At 44.5% G+C, this 18036-nt stretch carries 12 protein-coding genes; 9 read left to right on the forward strand and 3 right to left on the reverse strand.

Annotated features, from left to right (window positions below; genetic code table 11):
• Positions 1–67 precede the first annotated feature (67 nt).
• The 7 genes from recX to GM612_RS04895 all read left to right on the forward strand — a co-directional run bounded on the left by recX (position 68) and on the right by GM612_RS04895 (position 7911).
• Entirely contained in the window at positions 68–895 is an 828-nt protein-coding gene (gene recX, locus GM612_RS04865; RefSeq protein ID WP_155431251.1) for a recombination regulator RecX, read from the forward strand.
• Between the two features lie 135 nt (positions 896–1030).
• The gene (gene ntdP, locus GM612_RS04870; RefSeq protein ID WP_054701377.1) at positions 1031–1579 is read left to right on the forward strand and encodes a nucleoside tri-diphosphate phosphatase; all 549 of its coding nucleotides are present in this window, start codon (positions 1031–1033) and stop codon (positions 1577–1579) included.
• 102 nt (positions 1580–1681) lie between these two features.
• Positions 1682–2833: an AI-2E family transporter gene (locus tag GM612_RS04875; RefSeq protein ID WP_155431252.1), complete on the forward strand. Its 1152-nt coding sequence runs from the start codon at positions 1682–1684 to the stop codon at positions 2831–2833.
• A gap of 118 nt (positions 2834–2951) precedes the next feature.
• On the forward strand, positions 2952–3362 hold the full coding sequence (tagD, locus tag GM612_RS04880; RefSeq protein WP_155431253.1) for a glycerol-3-phosphate cytidylyltransferase: 411 nt from the start codon (positions 2952–2954) through the stop codon (positions 3360–3362).
• 78 nt (positions 3363–3440) lie between these two features.
• Positions 3441–4277, forward strand: a complete 837-nt coding sequence (locus GM612_RS04885) for a hypothetical protein (RefSeq protein WP_155431254.1) — start codon at positions 3441–3443, stop codon at positions 4275–4277.
• Positions 4278–4291: 14 nt separating this feature from the next.
• On the forward strand, positions 4292–6316 hold the full coding sequence (locus GM612_RS04890) for a CDP-glycerol glycerophosphotransferase family protein (protein WP_343031807.1): 2025 nt from the start codon (positions 4292–4294) through the stop codon (positions 6314–6316).
• Positions 6317–6342: 26 nt separating this feature from the next.
• Positions 6343–7911: a peptide chain release factor 3 gene (locus tag GM612_RS04895; protein ID WP_155431255.1), complete on the forward strand. Its 1569-nt coding sequence runs from the start codon at positions 6343–6345 to the stop codon at positions 7909–7911.
• Positions 7912–8082: 171 nt separating this feature from the next.
• Here GM612_RS04895 and GM612_RS04900 read toward each other — a convergent pair whose 3' ends face one another.
• Positions 8083–9435 (reverse strand): FAD-dependent oxidoreductase, encoded by a 1353-nt coding sequence (locus GM612_RS04900; protein WP_155431286.1) that lies wholly within the window; start codon positions 9433–9435, stop codon positions 8083–8085.
• A 169-nt stretch (positions 9436–9604) separates the two neighbouring features.
• Here GM612_RS04900 and GM612_RS04905 point away from each other — a divergent pair, with 169 nt between their 5' ends.
• Both GM612_RS04905 and GM612_RS04910 read left to right on the forward strand, forming a co-directional pair.
• A complete protein-coding gene (locus tag GM612_RS04905; RefSeq protein ID WP_155431256.1) occupies positions 9605–11026 on the forward strand; it encodes a C69 family dipeptidase in 1422 nt (473 codons plus the stop codon).
• Between the two features lie 338 nt (positions 11027–11364).
• A complete protein-coding gene (locus tag GM612_RS04910) occupies positions 11365–14004 on the forward strand; it encodes a cation-translocating P-type ATPase (protein WP_155431287.1) in 2640 nt (879 codons plus the stop codon).
• Positions 14005–14158: 154 nt separating this feature from the next.
• On the opposite strand, the gene GM612_RS04915 is transcribed toward GM612_RS04910, so the two are convergent.
• On the reverse strand, positions 14159–15262 hold the full coding sequence (locus GM612_RS04915) for a MucBP domain-containing protein (RefSeq protein ID WP_155431257.1): 1104 nt from the start codon (positions 15260–15262) through the stop codon (positions 14159–14161).
• A gap of 251 nt (positions 15263–15513) precedes the next feature.
• Positions 15514–17763, reverse strand: a complete 2250-nt coding sequence (locus GM612_RS04920; RefSeq protein WP_155431258.1) for an ATP-dependent Clp protease ATP-binding subunit — start codon at positions 17761–17763, stop codon at positions 15514–15516.
• Positions 17764–18036: the final 273 nt, after the last annotated feature.

Here is an 18036-nt window from a genome sequence, read left to right on the forward strand (position 1 = left end):
CGCCCCTATTCTTTATACGTTAAACTACGTTTAGTATATCAAACAACCGAGGGAGTGTGAAATAATCTTGACAGCAGATTCCAAAGCTAAAATGCAGATTACTAAAATTGAGGCGCAAAAGCGAGCTGGTCGCTACAACGTTTACGTTGACGGACAATATGCATTTCCAGTTAGTGAAGATGTCATGATCCGCTATCGGTTACTGAAGGGGACTGAACTGACCCCAGAGATGATTGACGAGCTAAAATCAGCAGATAGTCAGTCGAAAGCATTCGAGCTGGCGTTAAATTATTTATCCTATCAACAACGAACGGAAAAAGAAATCAGTGATTATCTCATTAAAAAAGAGATTCCGGTCGAAACGTTAGCGCCGGTCATGGCTCGGTTGATCGATGAGAATTTGATTGATGATGAACGTTTTGCCCATAGTTATGTTCGTACCATGAAACGGACCAGTGACAAGGGACCCAGTGTGATCAAGCGGCAGTTGAAACAAAAAGCGGTCGCTGAGGATTTGATAGAAGATGCTTTAGCAACCGACTATCCGTCAGCTGACCAATTAGAAAGGCTGGCCGAATTGATTCCAAAACTTAAACGTCATTATCAGCGCAAAACGCCGAAAATTCAACGCCAAAAAGTTCTGCAACGCTTGGTTGAAAAGGGCTTCTCGTTCGATTTAGTTAGCCAGGCACTTTCAGAAGTTTCTTTTGAAATGGATGCTGACACGCAAGCAGATTTGCTGTCGGTGCAGGCGGAAAAGTTGTGGCATAGGTATCGCAATCAGCCAGCTCGGACACGGCAGTTAAAAGTTCGCCAAGGGCTCTATCGTAAGGGCTTTGATGGTGACGCAATTACTCGGTGGGTAGACCACAAGGAAGCGGAAGCCGAACGTTAGTAGTGCTGCCATATTTTAACCTCTTTACTTGATTTCATCCATTTATCGGCTCAGTTGTTTTAACAAAGTTGGTTTGTTATAATGTAAAGCGAATTTAATTAATCATACCCGATACTTTGGAAAGTAGGGTTTAATATGGCGCGCGAAGCTAGAGGACCTAAGGAAGGCGACTTCATTACGATCAAAAGCTATAAGCACGACGGAAGTTTGCATCGAACTTGGCGCGATACAATGGTACTCAAAACAAGCGAAAATGCCTTAATTGGCTGCAATGACCACACCTTAGTCATTGAAGACGATGGCCGGCGATGGGTTACTCGTGAACCAGCAATTGTTTATTTTCATAAACACTATTGGTTTAATGTAGTCGCAATGATCAGGGATAATGGGGTGTCTTATTATTGTAACTTAGCCTCCCCATATGTCTTAGACAAAGAAGCATTAAAGTATATTGATTATGATTTAGACGTTAAGGTGTTTCCTGACGGTGAAAAACGATTGCTCGACGTTGATGAGTATGAGGTGTTTAGCCGTCGTTGGCAGTATCCGCCTGAAATCGACAAAATTTTGAAGGCCAATGTGTTGATCCTTGTTGATTGGATCAATAATCGCAAGGGGCCTTTCTCAAAAGAGTACGTTGATCTATGGTATTCACGCTATCTCGAGCTTTCCCGCCGTAAGTAATGGGTTGCTTTAGAATGAAAGCGAGGTTAGCTAAAAGAGCTGACCCCGCTTTTTGTGTGTGATAAGATGAGAGCAATTAGTTCATTGAAAGAGGGTGCGGCAATGTTCAATCAATTAAAGCAATCCAAGTTGCTGTTTTGGTCTTTTGAAATTTTGATCGTCACAACCATTATTTGGGTGTGCAGTAAGCTTAACTTTGTCTTTACGCCCATTGAGACCTTCTTTCGGACTATTTTTATGCCAATTTTGCTGGCAGGGGTTTTATTTTACATGTTGAATCCGATCGTCAAACTGCTGCAGCGGGTTAAGATTGGGCGCTTTAAGCTGGGTCGAACCTGGGCAGTCGCAATCGTTTTTCTAGTGTTGTTGGGCTTGCTTGCCAGCGGTATATTCTGGCTAGTACCGCGGCTGATCCAACAAGTTGCCAACTTAGTCAACAATGTGCCAAACATTGTTAAATTGATTCAAAATGGTCTTAACGGGATGAACCAACATCTTAACCGCTATCAATGGTTGCAAAACGTTGATTTTGAATCCTATGCTAAGCAGCTTGAAAAGGGCCTTTCTCAGTATGCTCGAAGCTTTATGACTGGGTTAACAACTAGTGTGGGCACCGTGATTGGGATGGCAACTAGCGTGACTGTCGTTGCCATTACAGTTCCGGTGATGCTCTTTTATATGTTAAAAGACGGCGAAAAATTGGTGCCAGCATTGCGACGGATGTTGCCAGCTAAACATGCTGACCAGACGATGGACTTGCTGGCAAAAATGAGTCAGACACTTTCCCACTACATTGGCGGTCAAATGATCGAGATTTTGTTTGTCATGACCTTTACCTCCATTGGTTTTACGTTGATTGGGCAAAAATACAGTTTGTTGCTGGGTATCTTTGCCGGCATGTGCAATATCATTCCGTATGTTGGCCCGTACATTGGCGTTTTGCCAGCCGTGATCGTGGCACTTGGTTCGGGATTGGTACAGGTCATTACAGTGCTGATCGTGACGGTGATCGTTCAGCAGGTCGATGGTAACTTTGTGTATCCTAACGTGATTGGGCGGACGTTAAAAATCCATCCGTTGACGATTATTGTTATCTTACTTGTGGCGGGGAACCTTGCTGGTTTAATGGGCATGATCTTGGGGGTTCCACTGTATGCAGTGGTCAAGGTGATCGTTGAGTACATTTACCATATCTGGTTGATTCAAAGTGAACAGAAAACTGAGACGGGACCTCGACCGCCATCGCAGACCTAAACGTTTGTTAATTCCAGTGTGATTTGCTTGCAGAGCGTTTGGGTTGTGTTAAGATTTATGATATTATAGTCGAGTCAGGAAAAAGCGTGTTAAATTAAAAGGTAAGCAGGAGATTTATATGAAAAAAGTAATTACGTATGGGACCTTTGATCTACTACATAAGGGTCATGTTAGACTGTTGAAAAGAGCTCGGGCTTTGGGTGACCATTTGACCGTCTGCCTGTCGTCGGATGAGTTTAACGCCGTGAAGGGCAAAAAAGCTTACACACCATATGAAGATCGTAAATATATTTTGGAAGCTATTCGGTACGTTGATGAGGTGATTCCTGAAAGAAACTGGGATCAAAAAATCAAAGATGTTCAGGATAACGATATTGATATTTTTGTGATGGGTGACGACTGGAAGGGCAAGTTTGACTTTCTGAAAGATTATTGCCAAGTGATCTACCTACCACGGACAGAAGGCATTTCAACCACTAAGATCAAGGAAGACCTAGGTCTTAAGACCGGGGTTGACTGGAAAAAATAATCAGTTGAATGAAACGATAAATATCCCCGGTTGCGACTAGGGATATTTTATTGCAATTTAAAGTGAGGTAAATTTCCAATGGAACAGGCAATCTTTTTAGTCACGTCATTAGTTGGCGTGAAGAAGCTAACCTTCAGGCAAAAGCTGACAACACTCATGAATGATCAGATTCAAATCACCATTGTTTTGGCCATGATCCAGTTTGATGACTATCAGCGAGCAAGAAGTATCATTCGTTCCCAATTTTACCCGGGCTGGGTCGATCAGATAAACATTGTGACCCTTGCAAGCTTAATGGCGGATGCGGATGGTGTTGACTTAGCAGACAGCGAGCAGTTTAATACTGATTTTGAATCCTTACCTTCGCGGCGGTTTGAAGTTGCTTCACCAATTGAAAATGATACGATTCGTTACATCAAAGATGGTGAAATTGTAGCTGAAGTCACTGAAGATCATAATCAACAACCCCTGTTGAAGACTCGTTTTGAAGACCACCAGCCGACCCAAGCAGCGGTCTATGAGGCTGGCCGGCAATTTGGCCTTTTATACTTCCAAAAGGGTGAATTATCGCAGGCACTATTGCTGAATAAGAATAGAAAAATGGCTTTTCGTTTTAATCGGCATGAGCAAACCGTCAATTTTGCGTACACCTTAGGACCTGCATCAAAATTACAATTTACGGAGTTAATGCCCGATGAAGATGAGAACCATCACATTGTTTACCAGGCCTCTGAACAACGGCCCTTTTATGAAGTGGTCGATTACAGTAACTACGATCGTTTTGACAGTATTTACGCGTTCTACGCGCAGTTACTGCAAAACCTCTTTACCCCAGTTGACGGATTATTTATTGACTTAAATGATAATCCTAAGCTGACGCCATACTTACCTCAACAGCTGATTTTTAATTACTAAGGAGAGTCGTTCTCGTGCGTGCGATATTATCAGGCTTACATCAAAAAAAGAAAAAAATGGAACTGGAATTCGAATTGATCGACATACCCGGCTCCTTTGAAAATCTTCGGATCACCTTTTTAGAAAAGAATAGTTTAGCGTCAATAACGGTACCGGTTTTACGGGTTATCGATAATAATTTAATTCGAATTCAGATTGATCCGGATCAATTACAGTTCTCCGCATTTGAGCAGAGTGAATTCGTCTGGCAGTTATTTTTTGCTTTCAATACGGTTGATGAGCAGGTGATCTTGCAGGTTGAATCTGAATACCTAAGTGACCGGCATCAATTGTCGTTAACTAGTTATTTTCAGTTTAATTCCGATGCAGATGGCATGGCAACACTTAATATTCATACCAAACAAGCGGAAGATGAGTTTACGATCAACTCGGTTAACTTGAGTGACAATGCGTTGCACATTACCGGTTACAATCGCATCAACGGTCGTTTGATCAAGGACCAAAAAATTATTTTGAAGAGTCGTCAGTCCGGCGCCAAGTTGGCATATCCAACCGCCGAAGGAAGCTTGAAAACGCTGTTTATGACGACTATTCCACTCACTGATTTGCCTTCTAACTCAACGGAAGATGTTTACGTTCAGTACAGCATTGGCACCCGAGAAATTGAGCAACGAGTAATTCTTGCGCGCTCGCTTGAAGGGCAGATGACGCAGGCGGACTTGCCAAGTGGTCGAATGGTCACGGTTGAGAAAAGTTTCAACAATGGGATCGTGTTAAAAGAATTCCCAGCACCCTCGTTTGGCGAGAAATTAGCTGCCTTGCCACAAAAATTTCAAGCGGTATTTGATCTCGGACGGACAATTCAAGATAAGGTCAATCTACAGCGGATGAGGTGGCTGTTTCGGTCTGGTCACCGACCCTACGATCAGCCTACGATCGTTTTTGAAAGTTTTGGTGGTCGTCAAGTGAGCGATAGCCCCTATGCCATTTACCGGCTGTTCAACGAACTCTACCCTGGTTTTAATTTCATCTGGTCAATTGATCGCTCACAGAAAAAATTCTGTAAGCAAAACCAGATTCCGTTCGTCGTTCGTCGGACTAGCCGTTGGGTCAGAACTTTGGAAAAGAGTTCATACTGGATCAGTAACGCTCGATTCCCTGCGTGGGTGAAGAAACCATCGTACGTGACTTACATTCAGACTTGGCACGGTACGCCACTGAAGAAACTCGGCTTAGATATTGAAACCGTGTCGATGCCTGGAACCACGACAACAAAGTACCATGATAATTTCGTCAAGGAAGCTAATCGATGGGATGCCTTGATCTCACCCAATGATTATTCAACTAAGATTTTCCGGTCGGCATTTGGTTTCAACAATCAAATTTTAAAGGTTGGGTATCCTCGAAACGATGAGTTGATTAATACTAACGCGGATGATATTAATGCCTTGAAACATGAAATGGGAATCCCACTCGATAAAAAAGTGGTGCTCTATGCACCAACGTACCGCGATAATCAGTTTGCTGAAAAGGGTAAATACACCTTTGAGTTGCCATTTAACTTGGATGATTTCAGAAAACAGTTTGGTAAGGACACGGTGCTGATCTTACGCATGCATTATTTGATTGCTAATGCCCTTGATATCAGTGATTATACGGATTTCGTTTACGATTTTTCAAACTATCCAAATATTTCAGACCTTTACCTAGTCTCTGATATGCTGATCACCGATTATTCGTCAGTTTTCTTCGATTACGCGTATCTAAAACGGCCAATTTTGTTCTACCCATATGACTACCACTTATATAAGGATGAGTTGCGCGGTTTTTACTTGGATTACGAAAAAGATCTTCCTGGACAAATTGCCAATAACGAAAAGGAGCTGTTGAAAGGGATCTCGAAATGCCTTCAGCAACCAGATATGAGTTCAGATAATCAATTTATGAAGTTTTATAACCGTTTCTGTGCCATTGATGATGGACTAAGTTCACTAAAAGTGGTGAATTACGTTGTCCACCAAATTGAAAAGAACGGTTAAGGTCAACATTTGAAAGGATAAACATTATGACATTAGCACAAGACGTGGCAACCCGGCGCACGTTTGCCATTATCTCCCACCCCGATGCCGGGAAAACGACCATCACTGAACAACTATTGCTGTTTGGCGGTGTGGTGCGTCAAGCTGGGACGGTCAAAGCTAGAAAGAGTGGTAATTTTGCCAAATCTGACTGGATGGAGATTGAGCAAAAACGTGGTATCTCAGTGACGAGTTCCGTCATGCAGTTTGATTATGAAGGCAAACGCATCAATATCTTGGATACTCCTGGGCACGAAGATTTTTCAGAAGATACGTACCGAACCTTGATGGCTGTCGATTCGGCGGTGATGGTGATCGACTCCGCAAAGGGGATTGAACCCCAAACCAAAAAATTGTTCCAAATTTGTAAAATGCGTGGTATTCCCATCTTTACTTTTATGAATAAGCTTGACCGTGATGGCCGAGACCCAATGGATTTGATTGCTGAGCTAGAGGACGTTCTCGGTATTGAAGGTTACCCAATGAACTGGCCAATTGGCATGGGGAAGGAACTGAAGGGTCTGTATGATCGTTACCATAATCGGGTAGCACTGTTCAGGCCAGAAAGTGATGAGACGGCTTATTTACCGTTAGATGAAAATGGTGATATCAGTGATGATCAACCATTGAAGTCAGATTCATGGTATCAGGATGCTCGCGACAACATGGAACTGATCGAGGATGCGGGCAATCCCTTCGACGAGGCTAAGATTGCTAGTGGCGACCAGACGCCAGTTTTCTTTGGCTCAGCACTCGCTAATTTTGGTGTTAAGACCTTTTTGGAAACGTATTTGAAATTCGCACCACAGCCAGCGGAGCACAAAACAACCGAGGGTCAAGATGTTGAACCAACCGATAATGAATTTTCTGGTTTTGTTTTTAAAATTCAAGCTAATATGGACCCTAAGCACCGTGATCGAATTGCCTTTGTCCGAATCTGTTCCGGTCTTTTCCAGCATGGTATGGATGTGACTCTTGGCCGCACGGGTAAAACGATGCGGTTGTCAAACGTGACGGAATTCATGGCGGATACGCGAGAAAACGTGGAAACCGCCGTAGCGGGTGACATTATTGGCCTTTATGATACCGGTAATTACCAAATTGGCGATACGATCTATACCGGCAAGAAAAAATTACAATTTGAAAAGTTACCACAATTTACACCGGAACTATTTGTGCGTGTGACGGCTAAAAACGTAATGAAGCAAAAGTCGTTTCATAAAGGCATCCAACAACTGGTGCAAGAAGGCGCTATTCAACTATATACGTCGTACACGACCGGTGATTATATTTTAGGGGCTGTGGGGCAATTGCAGTTTGAAGTGTTCCAGTTTCGGATGAAGAATGAATATAATTCTGATGTCATTATGGAACCACTGGGTCATAAAATTGCGCGTTGGATCGATCCGGAACAGTTGGATGAACGGATGTCGTCAAGCCGGAACTTATTGGTTAAGGATCTGGCAGGGAAGCCATTATTCCTATTCGAAAACCAATTTGCTGAGCGATGGTTTACCGAAAAGTATCCCGATGTGAAGTTAACAGCAAAATTGTAGGGTGCGTGAAAACGTCTCTTAAATCAGTGCAGTTGATTCCAAGCTACTTGGATACGCCACTGATTTTTAGATTTATAGCACTTTATGATCGATAGTATATAAAAAGTAGTCTTTGCTAGCTTAAACCACGCAAAGACTACTTTTTATATTTATGAACTAAATGTTTTCGAATTACGCTTTAACAGCTTCTGCTAACTTTTGCTGTGCAGCTTGACCCAAGATATTCAAATAGTTGAACGGACGATCGAAGTTTGGTTGGAAAAGCATATCGACCATCGCCAAGTCATCGATAGTATTGTGATTTTGGATGCAGACGGATAGTAAGTTTGCTGACTGTGAAATATCGTACTTACTCATCAATGCACCACCCAAAATTTCACGGGTCTCAGGATTGAAGACGAGAGACATCGTAACTGGTAGGGTGGTTGGCATGAATTCTGGTCGGTAATTATCAGTAATAATTACTTGCTGAGCGTTAATGCCTTGTTCCTGAGCAGCTTCATAAGTCAAACCAGTCGAGCACAGAGAGATGCCATAAAGTGACAGACCAGACGTCGATTGAGTTCCCATGTATTTAACCGTTGGCTTAACTAGGTTCTTACCGACTAAGATACCTTGACGAACAGCGTTGGTCGCCAATGGAATATAGGCATTCTTCCCGGTTGGGTTATAGTGAACTGCAGCACTATCACCAGCGGCAAAGATATCCGGATCGCTACTTTGCATGTAATCATTGGTGAGAATGGCGCCATTTGCGGCCATGTCGACTTTACCTTCAAGCAAAATGGTATTCGGTTTGAAGCCAATGCAAAGGATGGCGAGGTCAACAGTAACTGATTCCTTGTCAGTGTGAATCGTCACTGCATCGTCAGTAGTCTCAAAGCTTTGAACCTTTTGGCTAAGTGCTAATGCAACACCATGCTTTGTGTATTCGTCCTCAACCTTGTCAGTGAAAGCAGCATCAAAGTACTTTGGCATTACCCGGTCTTGAGCATCGATCAACGTCACATCATGGTTCTTAAGTGAGTAGGCTTCAGCTAATTCAGCACCAATGTAGCCGGCACCAATAACAGCGATTCGCTTTGAATCTTTGGCTCGGTTAAACAGCGCTTGGGCATGTGCCCAATTTTTGCACAGTAACACACGATCACTCTTGATCCCAGGAATTGATGGGATCACTGGCCAAGAACCGGTCGTCATCACCAGCTTGTCGTAACTGGTGGTGGTCGTTTCATGACTATCAAGATCTTCCACCGTAATGGTGTGAGCCTGATTGTCGATACTCTTAACATCGTGGCGCATCAAAACCTTAGCGCCAAGTCCAGACAGTTCATCTGGACTTGAATAAAACAGTCCTTGGGGATCTTTAACTTCGCCACCTAAGTAGAGGGCGATACCACACGATAAAAATGAAATGACATCGTTGCGTTCGTAAACGGTTACCTCAGCATCGGGGTTTTCTGCCAAAATCTGTTTTGTTGCAAACGTTCCTGCATGGGTACAACCAATCACTGCTACTTTCATCATAACGACTCCTCCTATGTTTGAACCTAGTAAAATTGTTCACAATTATATTTTACACAACTTGAGTGGTTTGTCAATACGTTCACAAGAAAAAAGAAACCGGTTACACATTTTCCGAGGAATAAATTTGCGCTATACTGGTAGCAATAACTTTCGAAGGAGAATAACGATGACACATTTATCAGCATGCACTTCGGTTTTGGTTGGAAAAAACGCGTCGATTGATGGCTCAGTGATGATTGCCAGAAATGATGATACCTTTCTGCCGCTAACACCACAACGTTTTTATATTCATACCCCTGAGGAGGGCAACGGGAAAATCCTACGGTCAACTCAAAACGGGTTTCAAGCGCCACTGCCGAAAAATGCAGTTCAGTATCAAGCGACGCCAAATGTTGAAGTCGAAAAGGTGGGTCTTTATGAAGAGAGTGGGATTAACGCGCATAACGTTGCCATGAGTGCCACGGAAAGTGTTTATGGTAATCCCGAGGCCCTAGCCCACGACCCGCTAGTTGCGGATGGCATGGCAGAAGACACCATGCAAACAATGGTTTTACCAGTAATTACCAGCGCACGCAATGGGGTTGAAGTGTTGGGAGATTTGGTTAAAAAGTACGGTTCGCCTGAAGGCAACGGCGTGCTGTTTGCCGATCAAAACGAAGCTTGGTACATGGAGATCGTTACTGGGCACCACTGGGTAGCCCAACGGATCCCAGACGATGCGTTTGTCATTACGGCTAACCAAGTGGCGATTCAGCAAGTAGATTTTGCTGACCCAGATCATTTTATGTATTCTGAGGGTCTTCAAGACTTTGTGGAGCAATATCATTTAAATCCTGATCAGACCGGTTGGAATTTTCGCCATATTTTTGGAACCAGCACCGAAAAGGACCGTCACTATAATACCCCGCGTGTCTGGTACGGCCAACGGTATTTAATGCCTAACGTTGAGCAGTCCCCAACCTCATCCGAACTACCATTTATCTGTCATGCCAACCGGAAAATCAGTGTGGCCGATATCAGTTTTATTCTGGGCTCCCACTATAACGAAACTGATTATGATCCGCTTGGTAACGGTCCTGCTGAACTGAAAACTAAGTTCCGGCCAATCTCGATGAACCGAACGCAAAACTCGCATGTCCTTCAGTTAAGAAACGGTGTCTCTGAAGCGCAATCCGCAATTATGTGGCTGTGCTTCGGCGTGCCGGCTTACAGTCCGTACGTGCCTTTTTTTGCCAACGCCAGTGATACGGATCCGTCATATGTGAACACCCCAGTCCATGCCGATTCAGAAAGTGCCTACTGGATGTACCGCAAGCTGTCGGTTCTAGTAGAGTCCCATTATTCTGAATTCGTGCAGGATGACCGTGACTATTTAACCGCTACCCAAGAACTTTTTGCTCAGCACGTAGCTGCGACAGATAAAGTGGCAGCTACATTGTCAGGTGAGAAACTGACAACGTACTTGACTCAGCAAAATTATTTAATCGTATCAGAAATGAAGGCCCGCACAACTAAGTTGATGAATAATTTATTCGAACGCGGGTTGGAGCTTTCAAAGCTAACGTTTAACATGGATGTTAATCTCTAAAAGAATCTGGTATTAGGATGAGACCTTCCAATTAAATCTAAAACAATGGGGTACCAATGCAATTTCCCAACTTGGGAATTTCACTGGTCCCTTTTTTGATACGAAATTCGAGTAGAATTAGGACCATGATTGTATCATTGCGAATTTATAAAGCCTGATGGCCTGCTCACAACCATCAACGAGTATTTACCTGACAGCTAGACGGGAAATTCAGCGCCATTTCATAAATTGTTCTAATAGTAATCATAATTAATTCATAGCATCTCGGACTGAATTTAGATAAACTTGACTTAGGGAAAAACTCTAATCCGTCAAGGAAGGGACTGCTGAATATGACGATGACAAATGCAACTCGTGACCGCCGGCAACTGGAGGCGGCTCTCGAAACAAACCTATCTACCGGATTAACTCAAGCCCAGGTCAAACAGCGTCAAGGAGCAGGTAAAAACGTTCTTCAAGAGGAGCGTCCACCCTCACTATTACAGAAAATTTGGCGTCACTTATCCGATGTTGCATCGTTAGTGCTGCTGTTTGCGGTGGGGCTGTCCACCTATCTGGCAGTCGCTGCAAATGGTGGCTGGACTAAAACAATCGTGATTGGCAGCATCTTAATCATTAACGTTGTAATTGGCATGTATCAAGAACATAGTGCTGAAAAATCACTAGCCGCTTTAAAGAAAATGAATCGACATGAAGTCACGGTCTTACGGGATGGACAGCCGCAAATTATCGACGCTACGCAACTGGTAGTGGGTGATGTGGTTTCATTAGCAGGTGGCCATCAAGTGCCTGCTGATGGTCGAATATTTGAGGCTGAGGACTTGTGGCTCGATGAAGCCGTCTTAACTGGTGAAAGTGAACCGGTTAAAAAAACGGCCGTGCCGGTGGCCGAGACGTTAGAAATTGGTGACCGGGTCAATGAGGCCTTTTCAGGAACTGGTGTGGCTCAGGGAACTGGGAAAATGGTCGTGACGGCAATTGGAATGGCAACTCAGCTTGGCAGTATCGCTGGTATGCTGAACCGCACGAAAGCTCGGGCGACGCCGTTACAAAAGCGGCTGAATCAGTTATCGGCTCGTTTGACTGCCGTGGCCGTGGCTGGGGGAATAGTCATCACGATCTTAGGATTGTTCTTTCAAAACGAGCCGTTGGCTGATGCGATGATGATCGGTGTTTCACTGGCCGTGGCCGCGGTGCCTGAGACTTTGCCGATCATTGTAACCATTAGTCTTTCACACGGTGTCGGTCAAATGGCTAAGCAGCACGCTATTATGCGCCGGGTCGACGCTGTGGAAACCATTGGTGGCGTCAATGTGATTGCTTCTGATAAGACCGGAACGTTGACGCAAAACCAAATGACAGTCACAAAAGTTTGGCCAGCAAACGGGCCAGAACCGTTAAGTGTCGGTGAAACGGTTGACTCAACCGACGTGTCATTTTTGATGTGGTTAATGGGCCTGGCGACTAACGCCACTAGAGAAAAGCAGGGCGACGACTGGGTTGAGATCGGTGATTCCACCGAACTAGCCATTATCCGGTGGCTGGCAAAAGCGGGGCATTCTCGGGCTGAATTTGAACTGCAGGCACCGCGAATCGGTCATGACCCGTTCAATTCGAAGAAGAAACGAATGGCAACGTTGCATCAACTTGCTGATGGCCGCCAATTACTGATCGTTAAGGGAGCCATTGATCACCTTCCGCTTTATCAAACTGAAAGTGACAGACTTCGGACACAGCAGGTTCACGATGCCTTTGCTCAATCAGCCTTGCGGGTGTTAGCGGTTGGTTACAAATACTTTGATACTGTACCGGATGTACCACTGTCTGACTTAGAACATGATTTAGAATTTGGCGGCTTGATCGGCATGATTGATCCACCACGGCCTTCAGCAATCGCCGCCGTGGAAGAAGCCGCAGTTGCGGGTATTCGAACGGTGATGATCACTGGGGATCATTTGGAGACAGCTAAAGCGATCGCTGACCAAATTGGCATTTTGAAACCCGGTGATCAGGTGCTGACGGGTGCTGATTTGAGGCAGTTAAGCGATCAGGAACTTTTAAATCGAATTACGCAAATTAGCGTCTATGCCCGGGTGTCACCTGAAGATAAGATTCGTATCGTGTCCGCTTGGCAAAAGCAGGGTGCAACCGTCGCCATGACTGGTGACGGTGTCAATGACGCGCCGGCGTTGAAGGCCGCTGACGTTGGTGTGGCGATGGGCATCACCGGCACTGAAGTTTCCAAGAACGCTAGTGATATGGTGCTGACGGATGATAATTTTGAAACTATCGTCGCCGCAGTCGAGACTGGTCGGTCAGTTTATCAAAACATTCTTAAAGCGGTTGAGTTCTTGATTGGCGTTAATTTCGCGCAGATTATCTTGATGATTTTAGCAGTCAGCATTGGTTGGGGTGCACCATTGATTGCGGAACAGCTCTTGCTGATCAACGTTTTAGCAGATGGTATTCCAGGTTTCTACCTCAGTCGCGAACCGGCAGAACCGTCCAGCATGAAACGACCACCAATCGATCGTCAGACGAGTATTTTTGCGGATGGTCTCGGCCAGCGAGTGGCCGTTCGAACCACCACGTTCATCATTTTAACGCTAGGTATTTACAGTCTGGGCCGTTTTGGCTTATCGCCAAACGTACCCGCTATCGGCACCACCATGCTGTTCTTTACCCTAGCGTTGGGTTCGATGATCGATATCTATCCGATCAAACAGCGGTCACCATTAACCATTCAAGGTATTCGACGGAATAAAGCATTGAACTGGGGCGTTTTGATTGCGGCGGGATTCGTGCTAAGCGTCGCCTTAGTACCATGGTTACAGCAAGCTTTTCAGGTAGTGTCCCTGCCAGCACTGAATTGGCTGGTCGTCGCAGCGGCGGTATTTATCCCGAGTTTGGTTCTGGAAATTAATAAGCGGGTGCGAAACACTGGCCGTCAACAGCAGCCCATGTTGGAAGAGGATTAACAATTTTTTAGATGGTAATAAAAATAAAGCGGAACCAGTCTAGTTTTCCAAATTTGGAATTTGACTGGCACCGCTTTATTTAGTCGAAATCTAGTTAAGACATCAATTCGTCATACTGAAAATAATCTTTCCCGCGTGTTTTAAAGAGTGGGAATTATTCATCGGTGGCACTCAAACGCACGTACTGGGCACGAATAGCCGTTTGATCACCTAATCGGTACCATTTGATCTGATTGGAGTCTGTAAAGGTTCCGGTAATCGTGATGGAGGTACCATCAGCAACCATTTTAACGGCTGGTCCGTTAGGTTGCTGGTAGGTGTGAACCGAGTGGCCGGCTACAAAATCAATCACCCCGGTTTTTGACAGCGGGTTAAAGACAACTGTGGTTTGCGGTGCTAACTGTTTCGGTGCTGGCCGGTCAGTCGCTACAACTTGCTTACCATCGATCCATTGCGGTCCACCAAGGTTGAACCAGGTTTCACCGTGGGCCGTATTGACGCGAATAAACGCTCGCCAAACGGAATTCTTGGGAAATTCAAAATGCAGTGAATGACCTTCTGGGAGGTCTAAGATGGTGACGTCTTCAAGCAGCCGGATAAAGAGGTTGATTCGTTGCACTGAAGTCCAGTCGTTACGGCGGAGCATAACGATGATCGACTGGGAATCCTCAGTAAAATGACCTGATAAAGGGCGACTTGCTTTAAGCATATGAAAGCCATCAATGTCTGGTTGACTAAATGCAAATGGTTCGTTGAGCGGTCCTGTTTGAATGATTGGTGCCGAAAGCATCTCGCCCGTATCATAATCGGTAGGGTACATGATGACCGGATGACCTATTTTTTTGGTAAATTGCAGTGTCATGATCCGGTACGGACTAGTAAATCGTCTGGTAAAGCCAATCACGTGGAACAATTGATAGTTTTCAATGTGATGTGGTTTGAAGTGAATCGGCTGATTGACCTTACCGTTTAGCCACTGCGGTTTGGCTAACTGGTTGTTTTGTTCATCAAGGTAGAGTACTAACATCACAGCAGACGGTTGTTCGGCGGATGCTGGAGCAGATCCATTCGGTTTGACAGGGGTTTTTGTAGTTTGAGTTTTAGGCGTTGTGATCGTTTCTTTTTTAGGCGCCTGTTTTGTGTCTTGCGGATGGCGTGGAAAACGGTCCGCAGATTGAGTAAAGTGCTGACGATCTTGCCGTTTAGTCGTCAGCGGACTACGAGTTAAAAAAGCGCGTAATCGATCCCAAATAGACATGTTCAGGCTCCTTTCAAAAGCAATATTAAGTCTAGTATACCGCAACAATTACCACATCGAAATAGCAGACCAATTGCCACGTAGGAAATGATATCATGTCCATCCGCATGGTGATTCCAGCTGCAAAACCTGTTTCAAGCCAGATTAGATCGTTCTTAAGATCAACTTTTCGAATCTTTGCTTTGTGCTTGGTTACAAGGCAAACCAAAAAAACAGGGTCTCCGAAGAGATCCTGTTTTGAAATTTCGATATTACTTCTTGTTTTCAGACTCACTTGGCTTAGCTGCAGCCGGAGCTTCTTCGGCAAGGGTAATGTCACCATTTTCAATCTTAGCTACTAAGTTTTTGACGTTTGCGTGATCCAAGTAGAAGTCAGCGATGCGATCTTCAATCTGTTCTTGAATAACACGCCGTAGCGGTCGAGCACCCATTGCTGGGTCGTAGCCCAATTCAACCAACTTAGATTCAACTGGCTCGGTAACGTGAATGTGCAACCCTTGAGTTGCAAGCATGTCATTAACATCATCGATCATTAAGTCAACGATCTTCATCAGGTTATCCTTGGTGAGTGAGTTGAATTCGATAATGTCATCGAACCGGTTCAAAAATTCAGGCTTGAAGTAGTTTGTCAATTGATCCAGAACCGAGTGGGTCTTACCAGAAACTTCGGCACCAAAACCAACACTGGCTTCAGAGTCGCCCGTTCCGGCGTTGGAAGTCATGATAATGATCGTATCCTTGAACGAAACTGTTCGACCCTGTGAGTCAGTCAAACGGCCATCATCAAGAATTTGAAGGAACATATGCATGACGTCTGGGTGAGCCTTTTCAATTTCATCCAAAAGAATCAAGCTGTAAGGGTGCCGGCGAACTTGTTCCGTCAACTGACCAGCTTCTTCATAGCCAACATAGCCGGGCGGTGAACCAATCAGCTTAGCCACTGAATGTGGCTCCATGTACTCCGACATGTCAAACCGAATCATGGCATCCTTAGAACCAAAGAGTTCACGTGCCAATTGCTTAGCAAGTTCCGTCTTACCAACACCAGTCGGGCCGACAAACAGAAACGAACCAATTGGACGGCCAGTACCGTTTAAACCAATTCGGTTTCGACGAATTGCACGGGCAACTTTGTTAACGGCTTCGTCTTGACCAATAACGTGAGTCTTTAATGAACTGCCCAAGTCACGCAACTGTTTCTTGGCCTTATTTTGCAGTTCTCCAACTGGAATGCCAGTCTTTTCCTCAACGATCTTTTCCATGTCAGCCTCAGTAACTTGGGGCTCTTCATCTGAAGTTGTCGTGGTTTGTGACTTCTTAGCATCTTCGAGCTTAGTGACTTGATCACGGTAGTAGGCTGCTTTTTCGTAGTCTTCCTGTTTCAAAGCATTCTGCTTTTGATCTTCTGCGGTCTTGATCTTGTCATCGATGGTCTTTGGATCGACCACGTTGATCGTCAAGTTTTTCTTTGAACCTGATTCATCAAGCAAGTCGATTGCCTTGTCAGGCAAGAACCGGTCTTGAATGTAACGGTCAGATAGCTTAACGGCAGCTTCCAAAGCACCATCAGTATAGTGAACGTGGTGGTAATCTTCGTACTTCTTTTGGATTCCTTTCAGAATCTTAACCGCTTCTTCTGGTGAAGGTTCATCAACCGTTACGGGTTGCAAACGACGAGCCAGCGCTTGATCCTTTTCAATATCACGGTATTCATTTAAAGTCGTTGCGCCGACCAGTTGAAATTCACCACGAGCTAAAGCAGGCTTCAAAACGTTGCCAGCGTCCATACCACCTTCAGCATTCCCAGCACCCACGATTTCATGAATTTCATCAATGAATAAAATAACGTTCGGATTATCAGTAACTTCCTTCATTAACTGTTGCATCCGTTGTTCAAATTGGCCACGAATCCCAGTTCCTTGAACGAGAGAAACGACGTCAAAACGAATGATACGCTTATTCATTAATTTCTGTGGGACATCACCTGAAACAATTTTTTGTGCCAAACCTTCGACGACCGCCGTCTTACCGACGCCGGCTTCACCAATCAGAACGGGGTTGTTCTTCGTTCGCCGGTTTAGGATTTCAATGACACGCGAAATTTCACGGTCCCGACCGATCACTGGGTCGATTTTGCCTTGGCTGGCAAGCTCAGTGAGATCCAGACCATATTGACCTAGTAGGCCACCACCGTTACCACGGCCATTACCACCGCCGTTTCGAGGGCCGCTTGGCTGGGTAGGTGGAACTTGTTGCTGGTAACCTTGTTGATTCGGATTCTGTTCGCCACCTTGCATAGCGCGGAAAATATCATCTAGGTTGCCAAAACCAAATGGATCTTGTGCCATTTGAGCACCTCCGTTTCCGGGATTAGAGTTATTTTGTTGATTTTTTAAAAGTTGATAACAATTTTGACAAAGATCAACTTGCTGTCGTTGACCATTGACGTTCAGATACAAATGAATTGTAGCTTCGCGTTGATGACAATTCTGACACAGCATATTTTGACTCCTTTCTCCATTAAAGTAGTCATGTCAATCGGTTGTTCAACCATCCTGATAATGTTTGACCAATCTTGACCATTGACCATATTATACAATAAACAGATGTTAACGCAAGTACTTTGCTTACGGTTTTTGGAGAAAATTAGCACGAACCCCTGTCGAGTGCTAATTCAATTAAAGTTGTACTGCATTTTAGAAAATCATGCAAGTCATTTGTTTGGAACGGCAAAAATCTTGGAAAACCCATTAAAAGAGGTTATTTTATGGTAA

Origin of the sequence: Secundilactobacillus folii, from assembly GCF_009720675.1 — a bacterium.
GTDB lineage: Bacteria > Bacillota > Bacilli > Lactobacillales > Lactobacillaceae > Secundilactobacillus > Secundilactobacillus folii.